Source organism: Rhodobacteraceae bacterium D3-12 (assembly GCA_025916135.1).
Lineage (GTDB): Bacteria > Pseudomonadota > Alphaproteobacteria > Rhodobacterales > Rhodobacteraceae > JAKGBX01.
On sequence record CP104793.1, the window covers coordinates 2339741 to 2357629 of the forward strand.

General features: G+C 58.4%; 16 protein-coding genes and 1 pseudogene. 5 read left to right on the forward strand and 12 right to left on the reverse strand.

Annotation, left to right across the window (positions count from 1 at the left end; translation table 11 throughout):
- The first annotated feature begins 65 nt into the window (after positions 1-65).
- Both N4R57_11480 and N4R57_11485 read left to right on the forward strand, forming a co-directional pair.
- Positions 66-371: a hypothetical protein gene (locus N4R57_11480; GenBank protein ID UYV35694.1), complete on the forward strand. Its 306-nt coding sequence runs from the start codon at positions 66-68 to the stop codon at positions 369-371.
- On the forward strand, positions 368-1330 hold the full coding sequence (locus tag N4R57_11485; GenBank protein ID UYV35695.1) for a GTP-binding protein: 963 nt from the start codon (positions 368-370) through the stop codon (positions 1328-1330). The genes N4R57_11480 and N4R57_11485 overlap by 4 nt, the downstream gene beginning before the upstream one ends.
- A gap of 141 nt (positions 1331-1471) precedes the next feature.
- Here N4R57_11485 and N4R57_11490 read toward each other — a convergent pair whose 3' ends face one another.
- The 8 genes and pseudogenes from N4R57_11490 to N4R57_11525 all read right to left on the reverse strand — a co-directional run bounded on the left by N4R57_11490 (position 1472) and on the right by N4R57_11525 (position 9515).
- Positions 1472-3031: an MOSC domain-containing protein gene (locus N4R57_11490; protein ID UYV35696.1), complete on the reverse strand. Its 1560-nt coding sequence runs from the start codon at positions 3029-3031 to the stop codon at positions 1472-1474.
- A gap of 222 nt (positions 3032-3253) precedes the next feature.
- Complete coding sequence (locus N4R57_11495; GenBank protein ID UYV35697.1) at positions 3254-4087, reverse strand: IclR family transcriptional regulator; 834 nt, start codon at positions 4085-4087, stop codon at positions 3254-3256.
- Positions 4084-5691 (reverse strand): gamma-glutamyltransferase, encoded by a 1608-nt coding sequence (locus N4R57_11500; protein UYV35698.1) that lies wholly within the window; start codon positions 5689-5691, stop codon positions 4084-4086. Before N4R57_11500 ends, N4R57_11495 begins: the two co-directional genes overlap by 4 nt.
- A gap of 37 nt (positions 5692-5728) precedes the next feature.
- Positions 5729-6775, reverse strand: a complete 1047-nt coding sequence (locus N4R57_11505; protein ID UYV35699.1) for an extracellular solute-binding protein — start codon at positions 6773-6775, stop codon at positions 5729-5731.
- Between the two features lie 25 nt (positions 6776-6800).
- A complete protein-coding gene (locus tag N4R57_11510) occupies positions 6801-7601 on the reverse strand; it encodes an ABC transporter permease (GenBank protein ID UYV35700.1) in 801 nt (266 codons plus the stop codon).
- Positions 7598-8515, reverse strand: coding sequence for an ABC transporter permease (locus N4R57_11515; GenBank protein ID UYV35701.1), 918 nt, complete (start codon positions 8513-8515; stop codon positions 7598-7600). Before N4R57_11515 ends, N4R57_11510 begins: the two co-directional genes overlap by 4 nt.
- Entirely contained in the window at positions 8497-8721 is a 225-nt protein-coding gene (locus N4R57_11520; GenBank protein UYV35702.1) for a TOBE domain-containing protein, read from the reverse strand. Before N4R57_11520 ends, N4R57_11515 begins: the two co-directional genes overlap by 19 nt.
- A gap of 77 nt (positions 8722-8798) precedes the next feature.
- A pseudogene (locus N4R57_11525) lies at positions 8799-9515 on the reverse strand (ATP-binding cassette domain-containing protein).
- A 119-nt stretch (positions 9516-9634) separates the two neighbouring features.
- On the opposite strand from N4R57_11525, the gene N4R57_11530 reads away from it, so the two are divergent.
- Positions 9635-10609 (forward strand): P1 family peptidase, encoded by a 975-nt coding sequence (locus N4R57_11530; GenBank protein UYV35703.1) that lies wholly within the window; start codon positions 9635-9637, stop codon positions 10607-10609.
- A complete protein-coding gene (locus tag N4R57_11535; protein UYV35704.1) occupies positions 10606-11529 on the forward strand; it encodes an alpha/beta hydrolase in 924 nt (307 codons plus the stop codon). The genes N4R57_11530 and N4R57_11535 overlap by 4 nt, the downstream gene beginning before the upstream one ends.
- 526 nt (positions 11530-12055) lie before the next feature.
- Here N4R57_11535 and N4R57_11540 read toward each other — a convergent pair.
- The 4 genes from N4R57_11540 to N4R57_11555 form a co-directional block, all read right to left on the reverse strand.
- A complete protein-coding gene (locus tag N4R57_11540; protein ID UYV35705.1) occupies positions 12056-12808 on the reverse strand; it encodes a GntR family transcriptional regulator in 753 nt (250 codons plus the stop codon).
- 88 nt (positions 12809-12896) lie between these two features.
- A complete protein-coding gene (locus N4R57_11545) occupies positions 12897-14399 on the reverse strand; it encodes a tripartite tricarboxylate transporter permease (GenBank protein UYV35706.1) in 1503 nt (500 codons plus the stop codon).
- Entirely contained in the window at positions 14365-14847 is a 483-nt protein-coding gene (locus N4R57_11550; protein ID UYV35707.1) for a tripartite tricarboxylate transporter TctB family protein, read from the reverse strand. Before N4R57_11550 ends, N4R57_11545 begins: the two co-directional genes overlap by 35 nt.
- A 2-nt stretch (positions 14848-14849) precedes the next feature.
- Complete coding sequence (locus tag N4R57_11555) at positions 14850-15809, reverse strand: tripartite tricarboxylate transporter substrate binding protein (protein UYV35708.1); 960 nt, start codon at positions 15807-15809, stop codon at positions 14850-14852.
- Positions 15810-15976: 167 nt separating this feature from the next.
- On the opposite strand from N4R57_11555, the gene N4R57_11560 reads away from it, so the two are divergent.
- Complete coding sequence (locus N4R57_11560) at positions 15977-17818, forward strand: metallophosphoesterase (GenBank protein ID UYV35709.1); 1842 nt, start codon at positions 15977-15979, stop codon at positions 17816-17818.
- The last annotated feature ends 71 nt before the right edge of the window (positions 17819-17889 follow it).

Genomic DNA, 17889 nt, shown 5'->3' on the forward strand with positions numbered 1-17889 from the left:
CGACCTGAAACTCACATGGGCAGCGCGCAAATGCGCTGCCCATTCCCAAACGGCGAGGACCGACCATGTGCAATGCCTGTGGATTTCCGACACGCCCCGGCCATTGGACCGATGCTGGGGCAGACAACGCCGGTGATCGGTTGCGCCTGCAAATGCAACGCGCGCAAATCCTCAACCGGTTGCTCAATGGCTACGGCTTCACCGCCCGCCCACCCGGACATGGACCGGGCTTTGCGCTATCGTCGTTTACCGGCCGCACCGCCCTGCTCCCCGATCTCGAAGCGGTCTGGGCAGAGACCGCGCGCCAACTTGGCCACCCGATCGACCCGCTGGACCCGCGCTTTACGGCGGCTGACACTCCCGCCCCATGACAGCAGACGCCGACCAAAACCGCCTGCGCCTTACGATCCTCGGTGGCTACCTTGGCTCCGGCAAAACGACGTGGCTACGCCACCAACTCTTCGAGGGTGCCTTCCAAGGGGCGCATATCCTTGTGAACGAAGCCGCCGAAACACCTGTAGATGACACGTTGCTCGCCGCTCAGGCCGACCGCCTGACGATGCTCGCCGGCGGATGTGCCTGTTGCGCTGGCAAAGAAGAATTCACCGCCGCCCTGCGCAAACTTTGTGACGAACGCAGCCGCCAACCCAAACAGGACCGCACCAACCAGCATATCGTGCTGGAAACCAGCGGCCTTGCCGACCCTGCCGCCATTCTTGAGGCGATCCAGAACGACAGCATTCTGGTGCACCATATTCGCGTCGCTGAAATCACTGTGCTGGTTGATGCCCTGCATGCCAAAGAGCAACTTAACCGCGAACACCTCAGCCGGGCACAGATCGAATCCGCCGACCGCATCATCCTGACCAAAATCGACACGGTCCCCGACCAAACGCTCGCCAAGGTCAAAGCAACGGTGCAACAGCTCAACCCCGGCGCAAAGATCGAGGCCGCCATCAAAGGCCAGCCGGTCGAGCTGAACCCGAGCACTACAGAGCCGGTTTCGGCCTATGACCTGACGCAGTTCTCCGGCGGGGCGGCGCCGATCCGCCCCACAAAGATCGACATTCCTACCGAGGTCGATTGGGCGACATTCTCCGTCTGGCTATCGGCTCTGCTTCACGCCCGCGGCGATGATCTGGTGCGGGTCAAAGGCGTCTTTGAAACGCCTGCCGGGCCACTCTTGTTGCAAGCCGTGCGCAAATCCGTCCAACCACCCGAGCTGCTCCCCCCTGAGGCCCGCGCCCGCCAGAACCAGATCGTCTTCATTGGCCGCGGTTACGAAAGCGAAGACCTGCGCCGCTCGCTCGATTACTTTACCCGAAGCTGACGCACGAACGCGGGCACATAAAGCCGACCTAAAACGCATATCACCTTAGCATGCTATGCCGCCCCCCTCTCGGCGCAGCAAAGAGAAGGGCCAGCACCCAATCCGTGCGCCACGGCCGCAGCCTTGTTCACGCGTGACCGCTCATTCCTCAAACCGCGCAAGAACAAGATCTGATCTCGCAAAAGAGGTGCACGGCAAAATAGCAGTCTTGTCATCTGTCGTTCCGGCAGAGTGACACTCCCCCTCCACAAGCCGCAGACGGCAGGTGCCACAACTGCCGACTTCACAAGAGGACGGCAGCGTTATCCCGGCAGCACGAAGCGCCCTGAGAAGGGGTATACCTCCATCAACAGCAACCGGCGCAGCCCCGTCGAGGCTCACCATGAAGGTCTGTCCAGTTTCTGCGCCTGTTTCCGGGCGGCTGAAGGTCTCGGTATGCACATGTGCATCCGGCACATTTAGCTGCGTAAGCAACGCACGCGTCTGCTCAACAAACCCCTCGGGGCCGCACAGCCAGACTTTACGCTCTGCCACACCGGGGATCGCCGCGAGCTGCGGTATGCCAAGCCGCCCGTCCTGCGCGCTCCATCGCAGAGAGAGCTTATATCCCGCTTGCGCTTTTTGCGCCGCTTGCAACTCCTCATAGCCAATCGCCCGCGCTTGATTGCGATCAACGTGAATATGAACGGTGTCGCGCATGTCCTCACGGCCAGACAGCATTGCCAGAAAGGGTGTCACCCCGCTCCCCGCAGACAGGAAGAGAGCCGCCTGTTCGCGCGTATCAAACGTAAAATCACCGTGAATACCACTTGTCCAAAGCGTATCGCCAACACAGGCCTCATTCACCAGAAAATCCGACACACCGCCGTGACCTTGTTGGCGCACCGATACGCGCAGCTCGCGATCCTCATGGCGCCGCGCCGAAATCGTGAACGAGCGGATCGCCTCGCTCCCGTCGGGTTGTGGCACCCTAAGCGTGATGAACTGCCCCGGCTGGATCGGCGCGCCCCATGTCCGGTCTTCAAAACGCAGCCAGATGTGGCGCGCCTGATCGGCTGCGCCCTCGGTTTCGACGATGCGCAATAGGTGGCGATCATCTGGCAAAGCGATCCCCGGCTTGCCAACCGCATAGTGGCGCGGCTCGGGGTGCGAGCGCGCCTTTACACCATCGCCTTGAGCAATCTCGCCGGTGGAAACGGGCCGTGCATAAACGCCAAAATGGATGCCCCCGCCGTCATCTGCGCGAAACTCTGACAGGCTGCGCAATGGCTGTTGCCCGTGATCGCGCCGTCCGGTTTCGGGGTCAATCGTCGTCAGAACACACCGCACACAAGGCTCGATCACCTCAAAAACCTGCGTCCCGATAGAAAGCTCCGCCCAACCATCCTCGGCAAAGGCTTCGGCCCCTGCGACAACGACATTCGGCCTGAACCGGCTCATTTCAACCGGCCACGCAAGCCGCGCGTTAAGCGCATCAAGGCTGGCCTGATTGACAATCAACAGCGGCGCCACATCGCCAAACCCGCCGTATGCCGCGCCGCCATAAGGGCGTTCTGTCTCCTTGCGGGTCCGCACCAGCCGCACATCGCGGCCAAGACGCTCTGACAGCGCCGTCGCGACGCCCTCTCCCGCGTCCTCCACATGCAGAGGATCGGAAAACAGACAGGCATCCCGCATGCGCCCGTCACCTGAAATGGGCACAGTCTCCCCCCCGGCAGCGCCAGCGCGAACCCATTCCCCGCCTGCATAATCCCAATTTGCAAAAGCTCTGGCGTCTCCCGCGATGTGACCTGCGCACCGGCCTCATCAACAACCATAAAGCGACGATCCCCCGCAACACCGTCAGCACCAATAGCTGCTCTTTCAAGCCGCTCGCCGCGGCCGGATTTCAGCGGATAGCGGTAGAGCCCGGAAACATGAAAATCAGCCATGATCAACCACCGAATTAGATTTGCAAGGTATTGCCAACAATATGCGCTGCCATCTTGAGAGGGGGATGATCTTGTCTTCAAGTTCCGCATCAGAATATTTCCCCTCCGGCAAAGTCACATGAACAGCGGCACCGCCCGTCTGATCGCCGTCAAAATGGATCGGCGCAGACAGGGCGACCTCCCCCATCAGGCATTCACCATCGCTACGCGCCACACCCGTTTTGCGCGCAACATCAATCAGCGCGATAATCTGCTCCAGATCGGTGATCGTCTTGTCGGTGCGCGCCACACGGTCGCTCGCCTCGATAAAGGCGCGTGCAGCCTCGGGTTGCCAAAGCGACAGCATCGCCCGCCCGCCCGACGTGCAATAAGCCGGCAACCTGCGTCCCGGAAGGCTGGCAAAGTGTTGCTGCATCCCAAGCGGCCAGCGCAGCAAATAGATGATGTCAAAATCGCTCATCCGGCTAAGATGCACACTTTCGCCCGTGCGCTCTGACAACATAGCCAGCGGCGCCAAAGCCGCCTCGACCATTCGGTCGGCCCGCAGAAACGCAAAAGACATATCCATCATCTTCTCGCTCACCCGATAGCGCCGGGTTGCGGGGTCACAGTTCAAATAGCCCATCTTGAACAACGTATAGGTCGCCCGCTGAACCGACGAGCGGTCCGCGCCCGTGGCTTTGGTCAACTGGCTGATCGTCTGTTCCGCCGGACCACCGTTGAACGATGCCAACAGGTCCATCGCCTTGCGCACCGAAGTGTTGAACAGGCGTGTGTCGATCTCCTCCAATTCGGCTTGATCCGCGGTATGCGCAATCTGGCTCATCGGGTGTTCCTTACATTTTTGCCTTGCGGAGCAACCGCGCCGCTCCATGGCGACACCGGATCAGCATAGCCGGTCGACCCGGCGCTCCCCACACTCAAGACAGATGGAATGGCATAGGTCAGTGGCCAAGGCAACGCTGGCGCAACCGCCAGATCCAAGCCCTTGGCGCCGATCTCGGCCAGATCCGCCAACTCTTGGGGCACGGTTACCTTACCCGCGATAGAGCAATCCATCCGCGGCGCTTGCAAGGCCGCCTGCCCGTCACGCCCGTGATCCACCATAAACCCGATCAATTGCGCCACCGCCGAAAGTATGCGCCGCCCACCGGCCGCGCCGATGGCGCTCCACGCCTCACCTTGGTTCAGGATCGTCGGCGCAAAGTTCATCAAACACCGCTTGCCCGGCGCAATCGAATTCGGCTTGCCCGGTTCAGGGTCAAACCACATCATCCCGTTGTTCAGGATAATGCCGGTCTTGGGCAACATCACCCCTGCACCAAAAGCTGACAGGATCGTCTGCGTGACCGAGATCAGATTGCCCTGCCCGTCGCTCACCGCGAAATGCGTGGTGCAATCTACCGGCTTGCCGGTTCCGTCGTGATCAGTCGCCTTAGGGACCGTTGCGTCATCACCCGCGCCATCGCCGTCTTCACGCCACCGTTCACTCTGCGCTTGGTGCAAAGCCTGTGCCATCTCAGCAAACCAAACACCTCCAAGGCTGTCGGTAACCGGCATCAACTCCAGCGCCCGCGCCAATGCCTTGCCAGAGGACAACCCCGGTGACAGAAACACCTTGGCGTCACGAAAAGCCGTGCTTTGCGCCGCGTTTTGATGCGCCTCATACGCCCCGAGGTCGGACAGCCCTAGGCTTCCCCCGGCATCACGAACCTCTGACGCGATACTTGTCGCGAGATCTCCGCAATAGAAATCTTCCCATCCGCAATGGGCCAATTGCTCCAGCGTGTCGGCCAGCGCGGACAACCGCCACCCCGCCTGCCCTGCGGCCAAACCCGCAGCCGCCGGTGGCAAGCCACCCGGCAAAAACGTCTGGCAAAGCGCCGGATCGTCGCGCAATTTCCCCATGCAGGTGCTGACAAAAACCTGCGCATACCAATCGCTGCGCACGCCCTCGCGCGCCAGTTCAATTGCTGGGGCCAACAAATCGCGCCACGGCATCCGCCCGCCATGCGCATGAAGCCGCCCCATCCCTGCAATCACCCCCGGCGTCGCCACTGAATGAATGCCGCTGCTGTTGCGGTTCTCCTGCACATTTCGCCACGGAAACATGTCGTTGCTGTAGCCCGGCTCAAGCCGATAGATGTCGGGATCGAGCCCCGCAGGCGCCACAAGCCCGAAATCAATGGTCTGCACGGCATCGCTCGCCCCGTCACGAAACAACAGACCGCCGCCACCGCCAATACCGCTCATCCACGGCTCAAGCACGCCAAGCGCGAAAGACACCGCCACAGCCGCATCAAAGGCAGAGCCACCATTGGCAAGGATCTCCGCGCCAATTCCGGCAGCTCTTGTATTCTGCGCAACGCAAACGCCCTGCGCAGACCGAACACCGGGTTTGGAAACCGACATATTGGTACAAAAATTCATCCGCTTCCGCCCCGATGTTTGGCTCACTTATCGCGCGTTACTTCTTCAACCGTGTCCAAACACGGTTGCGCAGATCACGCGCCGCTGGCGAACATTCACGCCCCGGACGCAACCGCTCTGCAAACTCCGCCGGCATGTTGACCGCCGGATCCGCCGCAATCTCTGGCTTCAGGAATTCTTCCGACCCCGCAATCGCATTCATATAGCCAGTGAAATTGGTGATCTCGGCCACGTTCTTGGGATCCATCAAGAAGTTGATAAAGATCTTGGCATTCTCAGGGTGCGCCGCCGATGTCGGGATCGACAGGTTATCGGCCCACTGCGTGATGCCCTCTTTGGGATAGATATAGCGCGCCGTTTCCATCTTGTTGCGCACCCGGTGCGCCGCGCCGTTCCAGATGTGATGCATCGCGACCTCACCCGCCAGAACACGGTCGATCGTGCCCGATGAGCCATAGAGCAAAAGCTCAGGTTTCTGCTTCATCAGCAAATCAAGAATTTTCTGCCCTTCCTTGGGGTCTTCGGTACATTTGTCGAACCCAAGATAGTATGCGGCGGCATTGAACACCTCGACCTCATCGTCAAGCGCTGCCACCTTGCCGCTCAAGGCACCCGGCTCAAAGAAAACCGACCAACTGTTTGGCAACTCGCCCCCGGCCTTGGCGCTGTCATAAACCAGCCCCGTCGTGCCCCACATATAGGGTGCGGTATACTGACGACCGCGATCGAACTCAGGGTCGGCAAAGGCAGGCGCAATGTTACCGCCATTCGGCAGGGTCTTCAGATCGAACTTTTGCAACAGACCCTGCTCAACCATCGTCGGAACGATGTAACCTGATGGAATGACAACATCATACCCGGCGGCGCCGGCCTGCAACTTGGCCAGCAAAGCCTCGTTGGTGTCGTAAATGTCCATAGTGATTTCAATGCCGGTTTCCTTGGTAAACCGCGCCAGCAACTCATCAGGGATGTACCCCGGCCAGAAGAACAGATTGACCTTCTTCTCTTCCTCGGCTTGGGCCGTCACCGCCCCCAGCCCCATCACAGCCGCAAGCGCAGCACAGGCAATTGTCTTGAGTTTCATGGTAGTCTCCTCTGTTGATTAACTATTATTTTCGTTGAACTTGGTTGACCCAAACGGCGATCAGAACGAAGAAAACGGATGCCACCAAAAGGATCGTCGAGACCGCATTGACCGCAGGCGTCACGCCAAGGCGCATCATTCCGTACATGTAAATGGGCAGCGTCGTAGAGCTCGGCCCGGCAAGGAACAGCGAGATCACAAAGTCATCAAGCGACACGATGAACGCGAGAATAAAGCCAGACAGGATCGCGGGCCAAAGCATCGGCAAGGTCACCGCGAAAAAGGCTTGGCGCGGGGTGGCGTAAAGGTCGTTCGCCGCTTGCTCCAATACCGTATCCATCGTATCCATCCGCGCCTTGATCGTGATAAAGGCGAACGGAATGCAAAACACCGTATGCGCCGCGATCAACCCGATCATGCCGAGCGGAATGCCCACCGAAATAAAGAAAATCAGCGTGGCGACCGCAGTAACAATCTCGGGAATGACCAGCGGAAAGGACAGGAACGGAACCAGCATCGCCTGCCCCCGCATTGGCCGTCCGCGAAAACCCAAAGCCGCCAGCGTCGCCATCACCGTGGCCAAGAACGCAGCGCTCGACGCCACGATGACAGAATTGAACGTGGCCGCCCGGAATGGCTCTGACACAATCACATCAGCATACCAGCGCAGCGAAAACCCTTCCCAGATCGTCGCCATCCGCCCGGCATTGAACGAGAAAAAGATCAGCACAATCAGCGGGATATAAAGATAGACGTAGAGCAACACCGCCGTCGCGCTCAGCCCGCGAAACCGCCACGGAAGGGATTGGAAACCTCTGGCTCTCATGTGTTCACCCTCCGGCGTTTGCGTAAAAGTAGGGCGCGCAGCACCGCGGTCAGAACCACCATCATCAGCAGGATAAAGGCCAATGCCGCTCCAAACGGCCAGTTGCGCGCCGCGGCGAATTGGGCCTCGATAAGATTGCCGATCATCAACGATTTGGACCCGCCCAGCAGCACTGGCGTCACATAAGAGCCAAGCCCCGGAATAAAGACCAACAGGCACCCGGCAATGATGCCGCCTTTAACGCCCGGAATGATGACATGAACCAAGGTCTGTAACCGCGTCGCCCCCAGATCAAACCCCGCCTCAACAAGCGAGAAATCGAACTTTTCCATCGCCGCATAGATCGGCAGAACCATCAGCGGCAAAAAGGAATACGTCAGCCCGATGAAAATCGCCGTTTGGGTATATAGAATATTCAATGGCTCCGAGGACAGGTTCAGCCCCATCACCACCTGATCCAACAGCCCGTTCGCCCTCAGCAAAAGCAACCAAGCATAGTTGCGCACCAAAAGGTTCACCCAGAATGGCAACGACAGGAAAAAGATCAGCAAGGCGCGCTTGCGCGGTTCCTGCATCGCCACATACATCGCCGTCGGAAACCCGATAGCAAAGGTTGCAACCACTGTAATTCCCGCCAAAAACGCCGAGCGTAGGTAAATCTGTAAGTAATCGGTGTTAAACGATTTTTCGCCCAGCAGGTTCTCTTCGACAAAGAACTGCTGATAGGCCAGCGTGGTGAACCGCCCCCAGACAACACCACCGTCGGGCGCCCGCTCGACCAGCGACACGAACACCATAATCAACATCGGGCCACCCATCAGGATGGCAATGAACAGGATCGCCGGCGCCGTAAGCCCGACCCTGCGGCGCATCTGCGCGCTCTGCCCCGCCGCACTCATGCTGCCAGCATCCAAAGCGCGTCCGGGTCAAATGCAACCCGCACCTCATCACCCAAGCTGATGCCGGACGCCGCGATGCTGTTTTGTTGCACATGGACGGTCTCATTGCCCCCGTCCAGCGCCACCGCAAAGCGCGTCGCGGCCCCGGAATAGACCAGATCGGTCACCCTGCCCGACAACGCGCCATCGGGCGCAATCCGTAGCGCTTCCGGGCGGATCATCACCTGCGCGGCCTGCGTGCCTTTGATCCCAAGGTCACGCCCCCCGACAGGCACAGCGTGCCCTTCGTTCCCGGCGTCACCGGCAACAGGTTAGAGTCGCCAATAAACTCAGCCACAAACGCCGATGCCGGGCGGTCATAAATGTCGCTCGGGGTGCCTACCTGCTCCAGATGCCCTTGCCGCATAACCGCGATCCGGTCCGACATGGCAAGCGCCTCTTCCTGATCATGCGTCACGAAAACAAATGTTGTTCCCGTTTCGCGCTGTATGCGTTTCAACTCGCCCTGCATTTCCTTGCGCAGCTTGTAATCCAGCGCCGAAAGCGGCTCATCCAGCAACAACAGACGCGGCTCACACGCCAACGCCCGCGCCAGCGCAACCCGCTGTTGCTGCCCGCCCGACAAATCCGAGGGCATCCGCTCGGCAAACCCGTCAAGCCGCACCAACTCCAGCGCCTTGCGCGCGGCCTCGTGGCGTTTGGCCTTGGGCATCCGGCGCATCTTCAAACCAAAGGTCACGTTGCGCAGAATCGTCAGATGCGGAAACAGAGCATAGTTCTGGAACACCGTGTTCACCGACCGCGCCCAAGGCGGCGTTTTCACGATGTCCACCCCATCCAGCAATACGCGCCCTTGGGTCGGCACCTCAAAGCCCGCGATCACCCGCAGCATCGTCGTTTTGCCACAACCCGAAGGCCCCAACAGCGTGAAAAACTCGTTTTCGCGGATCGGCAACGCCAGTTCGTCAAGAACCTTTGCCTGCGTCCCTGCGTATTGGTGAGACACGTTTTCAATGGTCAGAAATCCCAATGTAGCTCAGCCTTATAATTGCAATGCGATTAGCCTAAATTATATTGCAATTGATCCAATTCGAGTCAATAATTAATTTGATCAAATTATTATCGAGGCTGAAAATGCGAAATCTCATCACCGATGTGCCGGGCATTCGTGTGGGCAACGCACAAGACCGCGACGTGCGCACCGGTGTCACGGTTGTGCTGCCGGACGGCGGCGCCGTTTGTGCGGTGGATGTGCGCGGCGGCGCCCCCGGCACGCGCGAGACGGATCTGCTTGATCCTTCGTGCCTGTCCGAGCGGTCGGATGCGATCACCCTCGCGGGCGGCTCCCTCTTCGGTCTCGACGCAGCCAGCGGCGTGATGCACTGGCTGCGCAAGAACAAGATGGGCGGCAAATTTCTTGATGCGACCATCCCTTCAGTGCCCGCCGCGATCGTGTTCGATTTGCATAACGGGGGCGACAAATCATGGGACGACGAACACCTCTATTTCAACCTCGCCAAACAAGCCGCAGACAACGCCGATGTCGATTTTGCCCTCGGCACCGAAGGCGCCGGCACCGGCACCGCTGCGGGCCAAATCAAGGGCGGATTGGGCAGCGCCTCTTGCCGCCTCGCCAGCGGCGAGACCGTAGGCGCGCTCGTTGTGGTAAACTCATTTGGTCAGGTGCTCGTGCCCGGAAGCCGCCGTTTCTGGGCCGCCGATTTTGAATGTAACGCTGAATTCGGCGGCTGCACCGATGCGCCGCCCCCTGCTCCGGTGCAAACCGAGCTGCCGGATTTCGCTGAACCGGGCTTGAACACCACCCTTGCCGTCATCGCCACCGATCTTGCCCTAACCAAAGCACAAGCCAAGCGGATCGCCATGCTGGCCCAAGACGGGTTGGCGCGTGCGATTCACCCGGTTCACACCCCGTTCGACGGCGATGTGATCTTCTGCATCTCCACCGGCCAGCAAACGATGCGCGCGACCGAAGTGGACATCACCAAACTTGGCATGGCCGCAGTAGAATGCCTCGCCCGTGCCACCGCGCGCGGCGTCTATGAGGCGACCGAGCTTGGCCCCTTTCCCGCATATGGGACCCTTTCATGAAACACCCGCTCGACCCCGAATTGATCGCCTTCCTCGACGACTATGCCGCCAAGGCCGCCGAAACCCCCGAACCAACAGTCCAAGAGAGTCGCGCCGCCTATCGCGAAGGGTATCTCCAACGCGGCCCACAACCCGAAACCGATGTCGCAACCCGGGACATTCCGCTGCCAACCGGCGCGTCGATGCGCCTCTATACGCCCCCCAACCAAAGCAACGATGCGCTCGTGCTCTATTCCCACGGCGGCGGCTTCGCTATGGGCTGCGTTGAAACCTATGACAATCAATCCCGCTGGCTCGCCGAACAAACCGGTCAACGCGTCATCAGCCTCGATTATCGCCGCACCCCTGAGCACATCTTCCCGGCCCCGATCGAAGACGCAGAAGCCGCATTTGACCTCATCATCTCAAGCGGCCTCGCCACACCGGACCGCCTCGTTCTCGCCGGAGACAGCGCCGGAGGAAGCCTCTGCCTCGTTGGCGCCCTGATCGCTGCCAGCAAAGGTCAAGCGCCTGCCCGCGTCGTCGCGCTCTACCCGGTGACCGACATGACGGTCCCGACCCAGAATGCGCCCCTGACCGGCTCGATGAAAGACTTCGCCGAAGGGTATTACCTCGAAGCGATGGAAATGCTCTGGTACCGCGAACAATATCTGCCCGACCGCAGCCTTGGCAAAGACTGGCGCGCCTCGGTCGTCAACGCGCCAGATTTATCCATCATGCCGCCCACCACAATCATCAACGCCCGCGTTGATCCATTGTTTGATCAGGGTCGCGCCTTCGCCGAAATGCTCTCAGCGGCAGGCGTGAAAACCGAGCACCAAGTGCACGCAGGCGTCGTTCACAACTTCATGGAACACGTCAGCTTTTCTCCGTCGGCGCGCAAAGCCGCCGCATGCGTGATCAAAGCGCTCCAATTGTGACGCCCCAGACCTCATAACGCTCACAACATGGCGCGACTGCGCTCACCACCCCGCCGCGCCGCGCCGTGAGTTTCAGCGGAATCCCTTGGCGCCCACCGACCTGCCGCATCAAGCCTCCGGTGATAGCCCGATAGAATCGCCCGGAACATCACAGACGCCCCGCAAAACACATCATCGCGGAAAACACACCACAGATACGACAACAAGAAGGTTGCGGATGATCCGCTTGTGTCAAAGGTCTCTGGCAAAAACGAGCTTTCACATTCTTGGTCAGTTTATCTCAGCCTTAAGCACGACAAACGCAACCACAATACCAATGCTTATGTTCTGCAGCGCCGGATGCTGAAGGCTTCAATTTCGGCGACCGACCCGGCCAAGGTGCTGGCACACCATCTTCCCGAGACGCCGGATAGTCGGTGCATCGTCGTGGGCGCAGACTGGGCGCTGACACGCCGTAACGGGTACGGGTAACGGATATCGGCAATCTGCACACAAAAAGGGTGCCCGCCAATCAAGCGGTCACCGGCTACTTCAACCGAGTGCTGACGCGGACGAGATCGCCACGATAAAAAACCATTCCGCGATACATTATTTGACCGTCTGGATCCTCTACCAAGCGCAGCAATTCTCCGACAGGAGCGCCAACGGTCAGGTTGAGAAGGTCTGCAGTTTCAGCGTCCGCTGTGCCAATAGATATACTCTGTGTCGCAGAGCCTATTTCGACACCAGGCGTCGTGCCCAGCACTCTCAGCACCATGTCCATTTTGAACGATTCCGGTGCCAAACGATAAATCTCTTCATCAAGGTAAAGGTCCGTATAAGCATAGACTAGACCCTCCATTCGATGCCGGCGGCGCATGAAAATATAGCTTGGCGCGCAATTTTCACTTTTGACATCCCCAACATCCAAGGGCAGCGAACGACCCGGTGTTTCGATCAATACCTCGTTCTCGTTCTTGGTCTGGGTATCCGCGTAACCTGAGATGAGATCATCCCAGCTGGTGCTGATTTTAAGCCATTCACGAGCTTGCGCAGTACGGGCAACAAATGTCCCTCGGCCTTGCCGGCGCATTAGCAGCCCCTCGTTTTCGAGGATCTCAATGGCAGTGCGAATTGTTACAATCGATACGTCGAACTCAACAGCAAGCTGGTCCATCGCCGGCAAACGATCGCCGGGGCATCGCGTGCCGGAGCGTATCTGACGACGCAGCTGATCCGATACGACCGTGTAAAGCTTGTTCTCGCCTGTTCGCCTTGCCATTACTGTCTTGTCTTTCACACTTCGAGCTTGCGCGATCTTCTATATCGGGTTGGCCATCAACCTGCTTCGACATACTTGCGGCGACGCACCGACATCCATACCAGCATTACGACCGCCAAGCCCGGAAAGCTGCACTGTAAGGCCGGCTTACGAACACAGTGGCGTCCCCGCCGGAAAGCGTCAAGGCAAGGCGCAGGTTGGTCTCGGCCATCGGCCCGAGGATGAATGCAATCAAAAGGGCCGCCGGACTAATCCCCCACCGCTTGAAAAAGTAACCGACCACCCCAAAGGCAGCCATGACCTCAACATCGAAAAGGCTTTGCTGTGTGCTATAGGCGCCGACCACGCAAAAGAATGCGATTGCAGGCAATAAATAGGACCGTCGGATCGAACTGAGCCGCGCTGCGAGTGGTATGATCGGTAACGGAATAAAGAACAGCAGGATATCCGACAGGATCAGGAGCATAAACAGCGCGTAAACGAATACCGGTTCTTCCGACATCAAAAGCGGACCAGGGGCCAGGCCGTGGATCATGAAAGCGCCCATGATAATGGCCACCGAAAGCGAGCCGGGAATGCCAAGCGTAAGCATCGGAACCAGCGCCGTACCGCAGACCGCGTTGTTGGCCGCCTCTGACGCCGCGACGCCCTTAATCTCGCCCTTGCCGAAGGTTTCCGGGTGGCCCGATGTAACCTTGGCCTGATCATAGCCCATGAACGCCGCTGTAATTGACCCGACTCCGGGTAGAGCACCACAGACCGATCCAATGATGCTTGATCGAAAAATCACGCCGGCGCTGCGTTTCAGATCGGACAATTTCAACCATGCGCCTTTCAGCTGTATGGGCATTTGTCTGCTTGCGCCACCGCGACGGGCGAGTTCCTCTCGGAATTGGACGAAAACCTCGGACATAACAAGAAGCCCGATCGTGAGGGCAAGCAGATCCAGACCCTGATCCAAATGCAGGATGCCAAACGTCAGACGCCGTTCGGCCGAAATAGGATCGAGACCAATAGACCCGAGGATCAAGCCAACCGAGGTGGCAATCAAACCCTTCAGGATGGAGTTTGACCCGCTGCCGGACACAATGACCAACGACAAAAGGATTAACGACGCAAGGTCGGCAGGACCAAATTTGACCGCTATTTGTGAAATCAGGGGGGCACCCAGAATCAAGGCTGCATCCGACATCAGCGCTCCGGCAACCGACGCCACCAGCGCCATCATCAGCGCTTGCATCGCCTTGCCCTTCAGCACCATCGGATAACCATCCATCGCTGTCGGGGCCGCTTCAGGTGTACCGGGGGTATTGAGCAGGATCGCAGAAATAGATCCGCCGTAAACGCTGCCCTTCCAACATCCCATAAGGATAGAAATCGAAAACAGGGGCGTCCAATGGAATGTCAGTGGGATCATCAGAGCGATCGCCATCGTCCCCGACAGGCCCGGAATAGCCCCGAGGATAACGCCCGCAGCGACGCCCAAGGCAACCGCCAGCATGTTGCTGGGAATCATCGCGACCGACAATGCCTCTGCAATTATGGAAAACGAAAGGATATCCATTGTCAGGCCCCTATTCCAGCAAGCCCAAGGGCAGTTGAACCCCAAGTAGCAAACCAATGAACACATAAAGAACTGCGACAGAGGCCACCGAAATCAGCAAGCCGCGCAGGAGGGGCACCCCGAGCAACAAATACAAAAGAAACTGGAGCGTGACGCCGCCAATCAACACGCCCAACCAAGGCAACAGCCAAGCGTGCAACGCGACAACGGCGAATGCGGCGATGAAACGCGACATTTCTGCGCCCGAAAGATGTGAAAGCGGCTCCTCCGCTTCCACATCTGTATTCGGCTCTTTGAAGGCGGAGCCTGCCAAGCACACGCCCAGAACAAACATTGCGCCGGCCCCGATCATCGGAACGATCGTCGCGTCCTTACCCAACGGACCGAACTGGTCATTGATCGCAACAAATACCAGCACGGCAAGCAGCGAAAAGAAGAGCCCTATCCGTAGGTGCAGGACAGAATGACAGGTCAGGCGCACTTTATTTGCCATGATTATTTGGCAATTCCGAGTTCGGACAGCAGCGCACCCCAATCGGTCCGCATGGTCACCAGCAGTGCGTCATAGTCGGAGCCGGGCAAATAGGAGGGGAACAGGTCCAGCTTAGCCGCCGCCTCAAGCACTGCAGGGCTTTCTACTGCCTGTTTCACAGCCGCTTCCAACGTCTGACGGATGCCGTCATCGAGACCGGCCGGTGCGACGATGGACATGTAAGACACCTGTGCGTACCCAAAGCCTTTTTCCAATACTGTCGGCATGTCGGGGAGAGACGGAAAGCGCCGCTCGGATGTAACGATGATCGGCTTGATTTTCCCAGCTTGAACAGGGGCAAGCACAGGCCCGATGGTGTTATTGACCAAGTCAACGTGACCACCAACAAGAGCCGCAACCGCTTTTGATCCGCCCTGAAACGGCACGTGGCGCCATTCAATGCCCAGTTCTTTGGCCATTCGCTCCATCATCAGATGGTTCGTGGTGCCAGTGCCAACACTACCATAGGTCACTTTGCCGGGGTTTTCCTTGGCGTATGCGACCAGCTCTTCCCATGTGTCATAGGGAGCGCCGTTGCGCGCAAAAACGCCGTAGTCATATGGCATTACACCCGCGATCTGCACGACATCGTCGGGCGCATAGGGAAGTTCGCGCATTTGCGGCATAATAGCCAATGCCGGCATGTTAGCCGTGCCAATGGTATAACCGTCAGCCGTGCCTTCGGCCGTAGCAGCGACACCGATCGTGCCTCCCGCCCCGCCTTGGTTCGCCACGACAACACGCTCTCCGAGTATCTTTGACATTTCCGCCGCAACAAGGCGCGCGACTGTGTCAGTTGAACCACCAGCGCCAAAATTCACGATCAGCTTGACCGGTTTTGTCGGATAATCTTGTGCCGTCGCCGTTGATGCGACTGCCATAAAAGCGAGCGCACCCGCAGCCAATATCAATTTTTTCATCATTCCACCTTCCTGTTTAAGACCCAACACTCTCAGGCCTATGCTTGCCGTCTATCAATGTTGAAGCTTCTCCACTGAGATGATCGGAGCACACAGCTGATAGGTATTGCAAGCCATTTATAATATCATCATAATGATAGAATGAATTTTTCACGTCAAGGGAATAGAAAATGAGCAAATCCAACGGTCAGACCATGGCGGCGCGCCGTGATTCCCTGCCTATGTTCACCTTCGCAATCGTATCAGACACCCATATCGGACCGGTCGATGGCGTGACGCCCTCGCCGTGGTCATCGAACAGATTGGCCAATGACCGTGCGCGCGCCGTTGTCTCGCGGGTAAACGCCCTCGCGCCGGATTTCGTCATTCACCTTGGCGACATGATCCACCCAACGCCTGATCAAGCCACAGACGACCGGGATCGCTCAGTCGAGCGGTTCAATTCTATTTTCAGCCAACTTAAAGTGCCGCTGCATCTGGTGCCGGGAAATCACGACATCGGGGACAAGCCCGATCCATCGACGCCAGCTAAAAGTTGCGAGCAAGCGTTCGTCGACGCTTATCAGGACTATTTTGGCGCCGACCATCTGTCGTTTTCGCACGGCGAAAGCCACTTCATCCTGATCAACGGTCAGACCATCAACACAAATTCGACCAGCGAGGCCGAGCAGTGGGACTGGATCGAATCCGAACTTGAGACGAATTCAGACAAACGCATTTTCATGTTCGGTCATCAGCCACTACGGCTTAGCGCTGATGATGAAGCAGAGCACTACGACAACACCGCCGAACCTGGGCGGGGCCGGTTGCTCGATTTACTACGCAAACACAAGGTCGAGGCATGGTTTTCGGGTCATGTTCACACCTTCTTTTATGATCTTGTCGGCGCAACCGAGACGTATGTCTTGCCCGCAACCAGCGCATTGCGTCTCGACTATTCGGAACTCTTCAAAGCGCCACCGGGAGAGGCCGATGAGTTCGGCCGCAACGATGCGCCGAAGCTGGGGTTCGTTTTGGTTGAAGTCTATGAAGACGGGCACGTGCTGCATCATATACGCAGCAACGGTGAAACGCAGTCCGAAGGAGAAGCGCCCCCTGCGACCCCGGCCCTTCCCATGATCCATCCCAAACTGGGCTTGCCGACCCCGATCGGAGTTGAGCTGCGCGATCCGTGGGCCAAACCGATAGAAATCGCCTATTCCGGCGTTGTCGATGCGTTCGGACGTAAACCTGCCCGAAACGATTATCGCCTTCTCGGTCTTTGGGAGATGGGGCTAAGCCATCTGCGCGTCCCCTTCGAGGATGTCCGTGACCCGGAAACGCTCGCCCGGATGCGGCTTCTCAAGCGCGCAGGGCATCGTTTCTCAACTTTCTTCTACCGGATGCCCGATAGCCTTATGGAAGAGCAGATCGCGGCAGCGTCTGATGTTCTTGATCAGGTGAACATCATTCTTTCCGCAAAAAACATTGCCCAAAGCACCGGGGAATTGTCTTCCCTAAAGAAGCGGATGGGCCCCCGCTTGTTCGTTTCGTTGTTACGCTCGACCGCGGATCACGGCCAGACAATGGCTGGCACTTTCGCGCATTCAATCGCGCATGGCTTCCTTCCCGATAGCATTGACGAAATTGATGCGCTCGGACTGGTGCTGGATGGAGTAAATTGCGTAGACGGGCTGGTTTTCGAAACCGGGCATGGTTGCAAAGCGAGTGTATTTGCCGAGGATTTGATCACGGCCATGAACGACCGGAATCTATCCTTCAGCCTTACTGTCCGAATGGGCGGAGAGAATCCTGCAACGCTGACCGGCTCTCGCGATGAAACCGCAGCCATCACCTGCGATGCGCTCAATGTCGCAGCAACGCTTCCGCCGTGCAGCGAAGTGATTTTGGATACGCTGACCGATGTGGATCGCGGATACTACCCCCGCCTCGGCCTGCTGGATAGAAGAATGAACCCCACTGCTGCAAGCGAAGCATTCCAGCGTCTTCATGCGGAGATTCTGAGCCGGTAAATCTCGACGAAAACCGGCTCTTGAAACGAGGTCGTTAGCTTCCGGGAACTTCTGGTGGCTCATATGAAGGT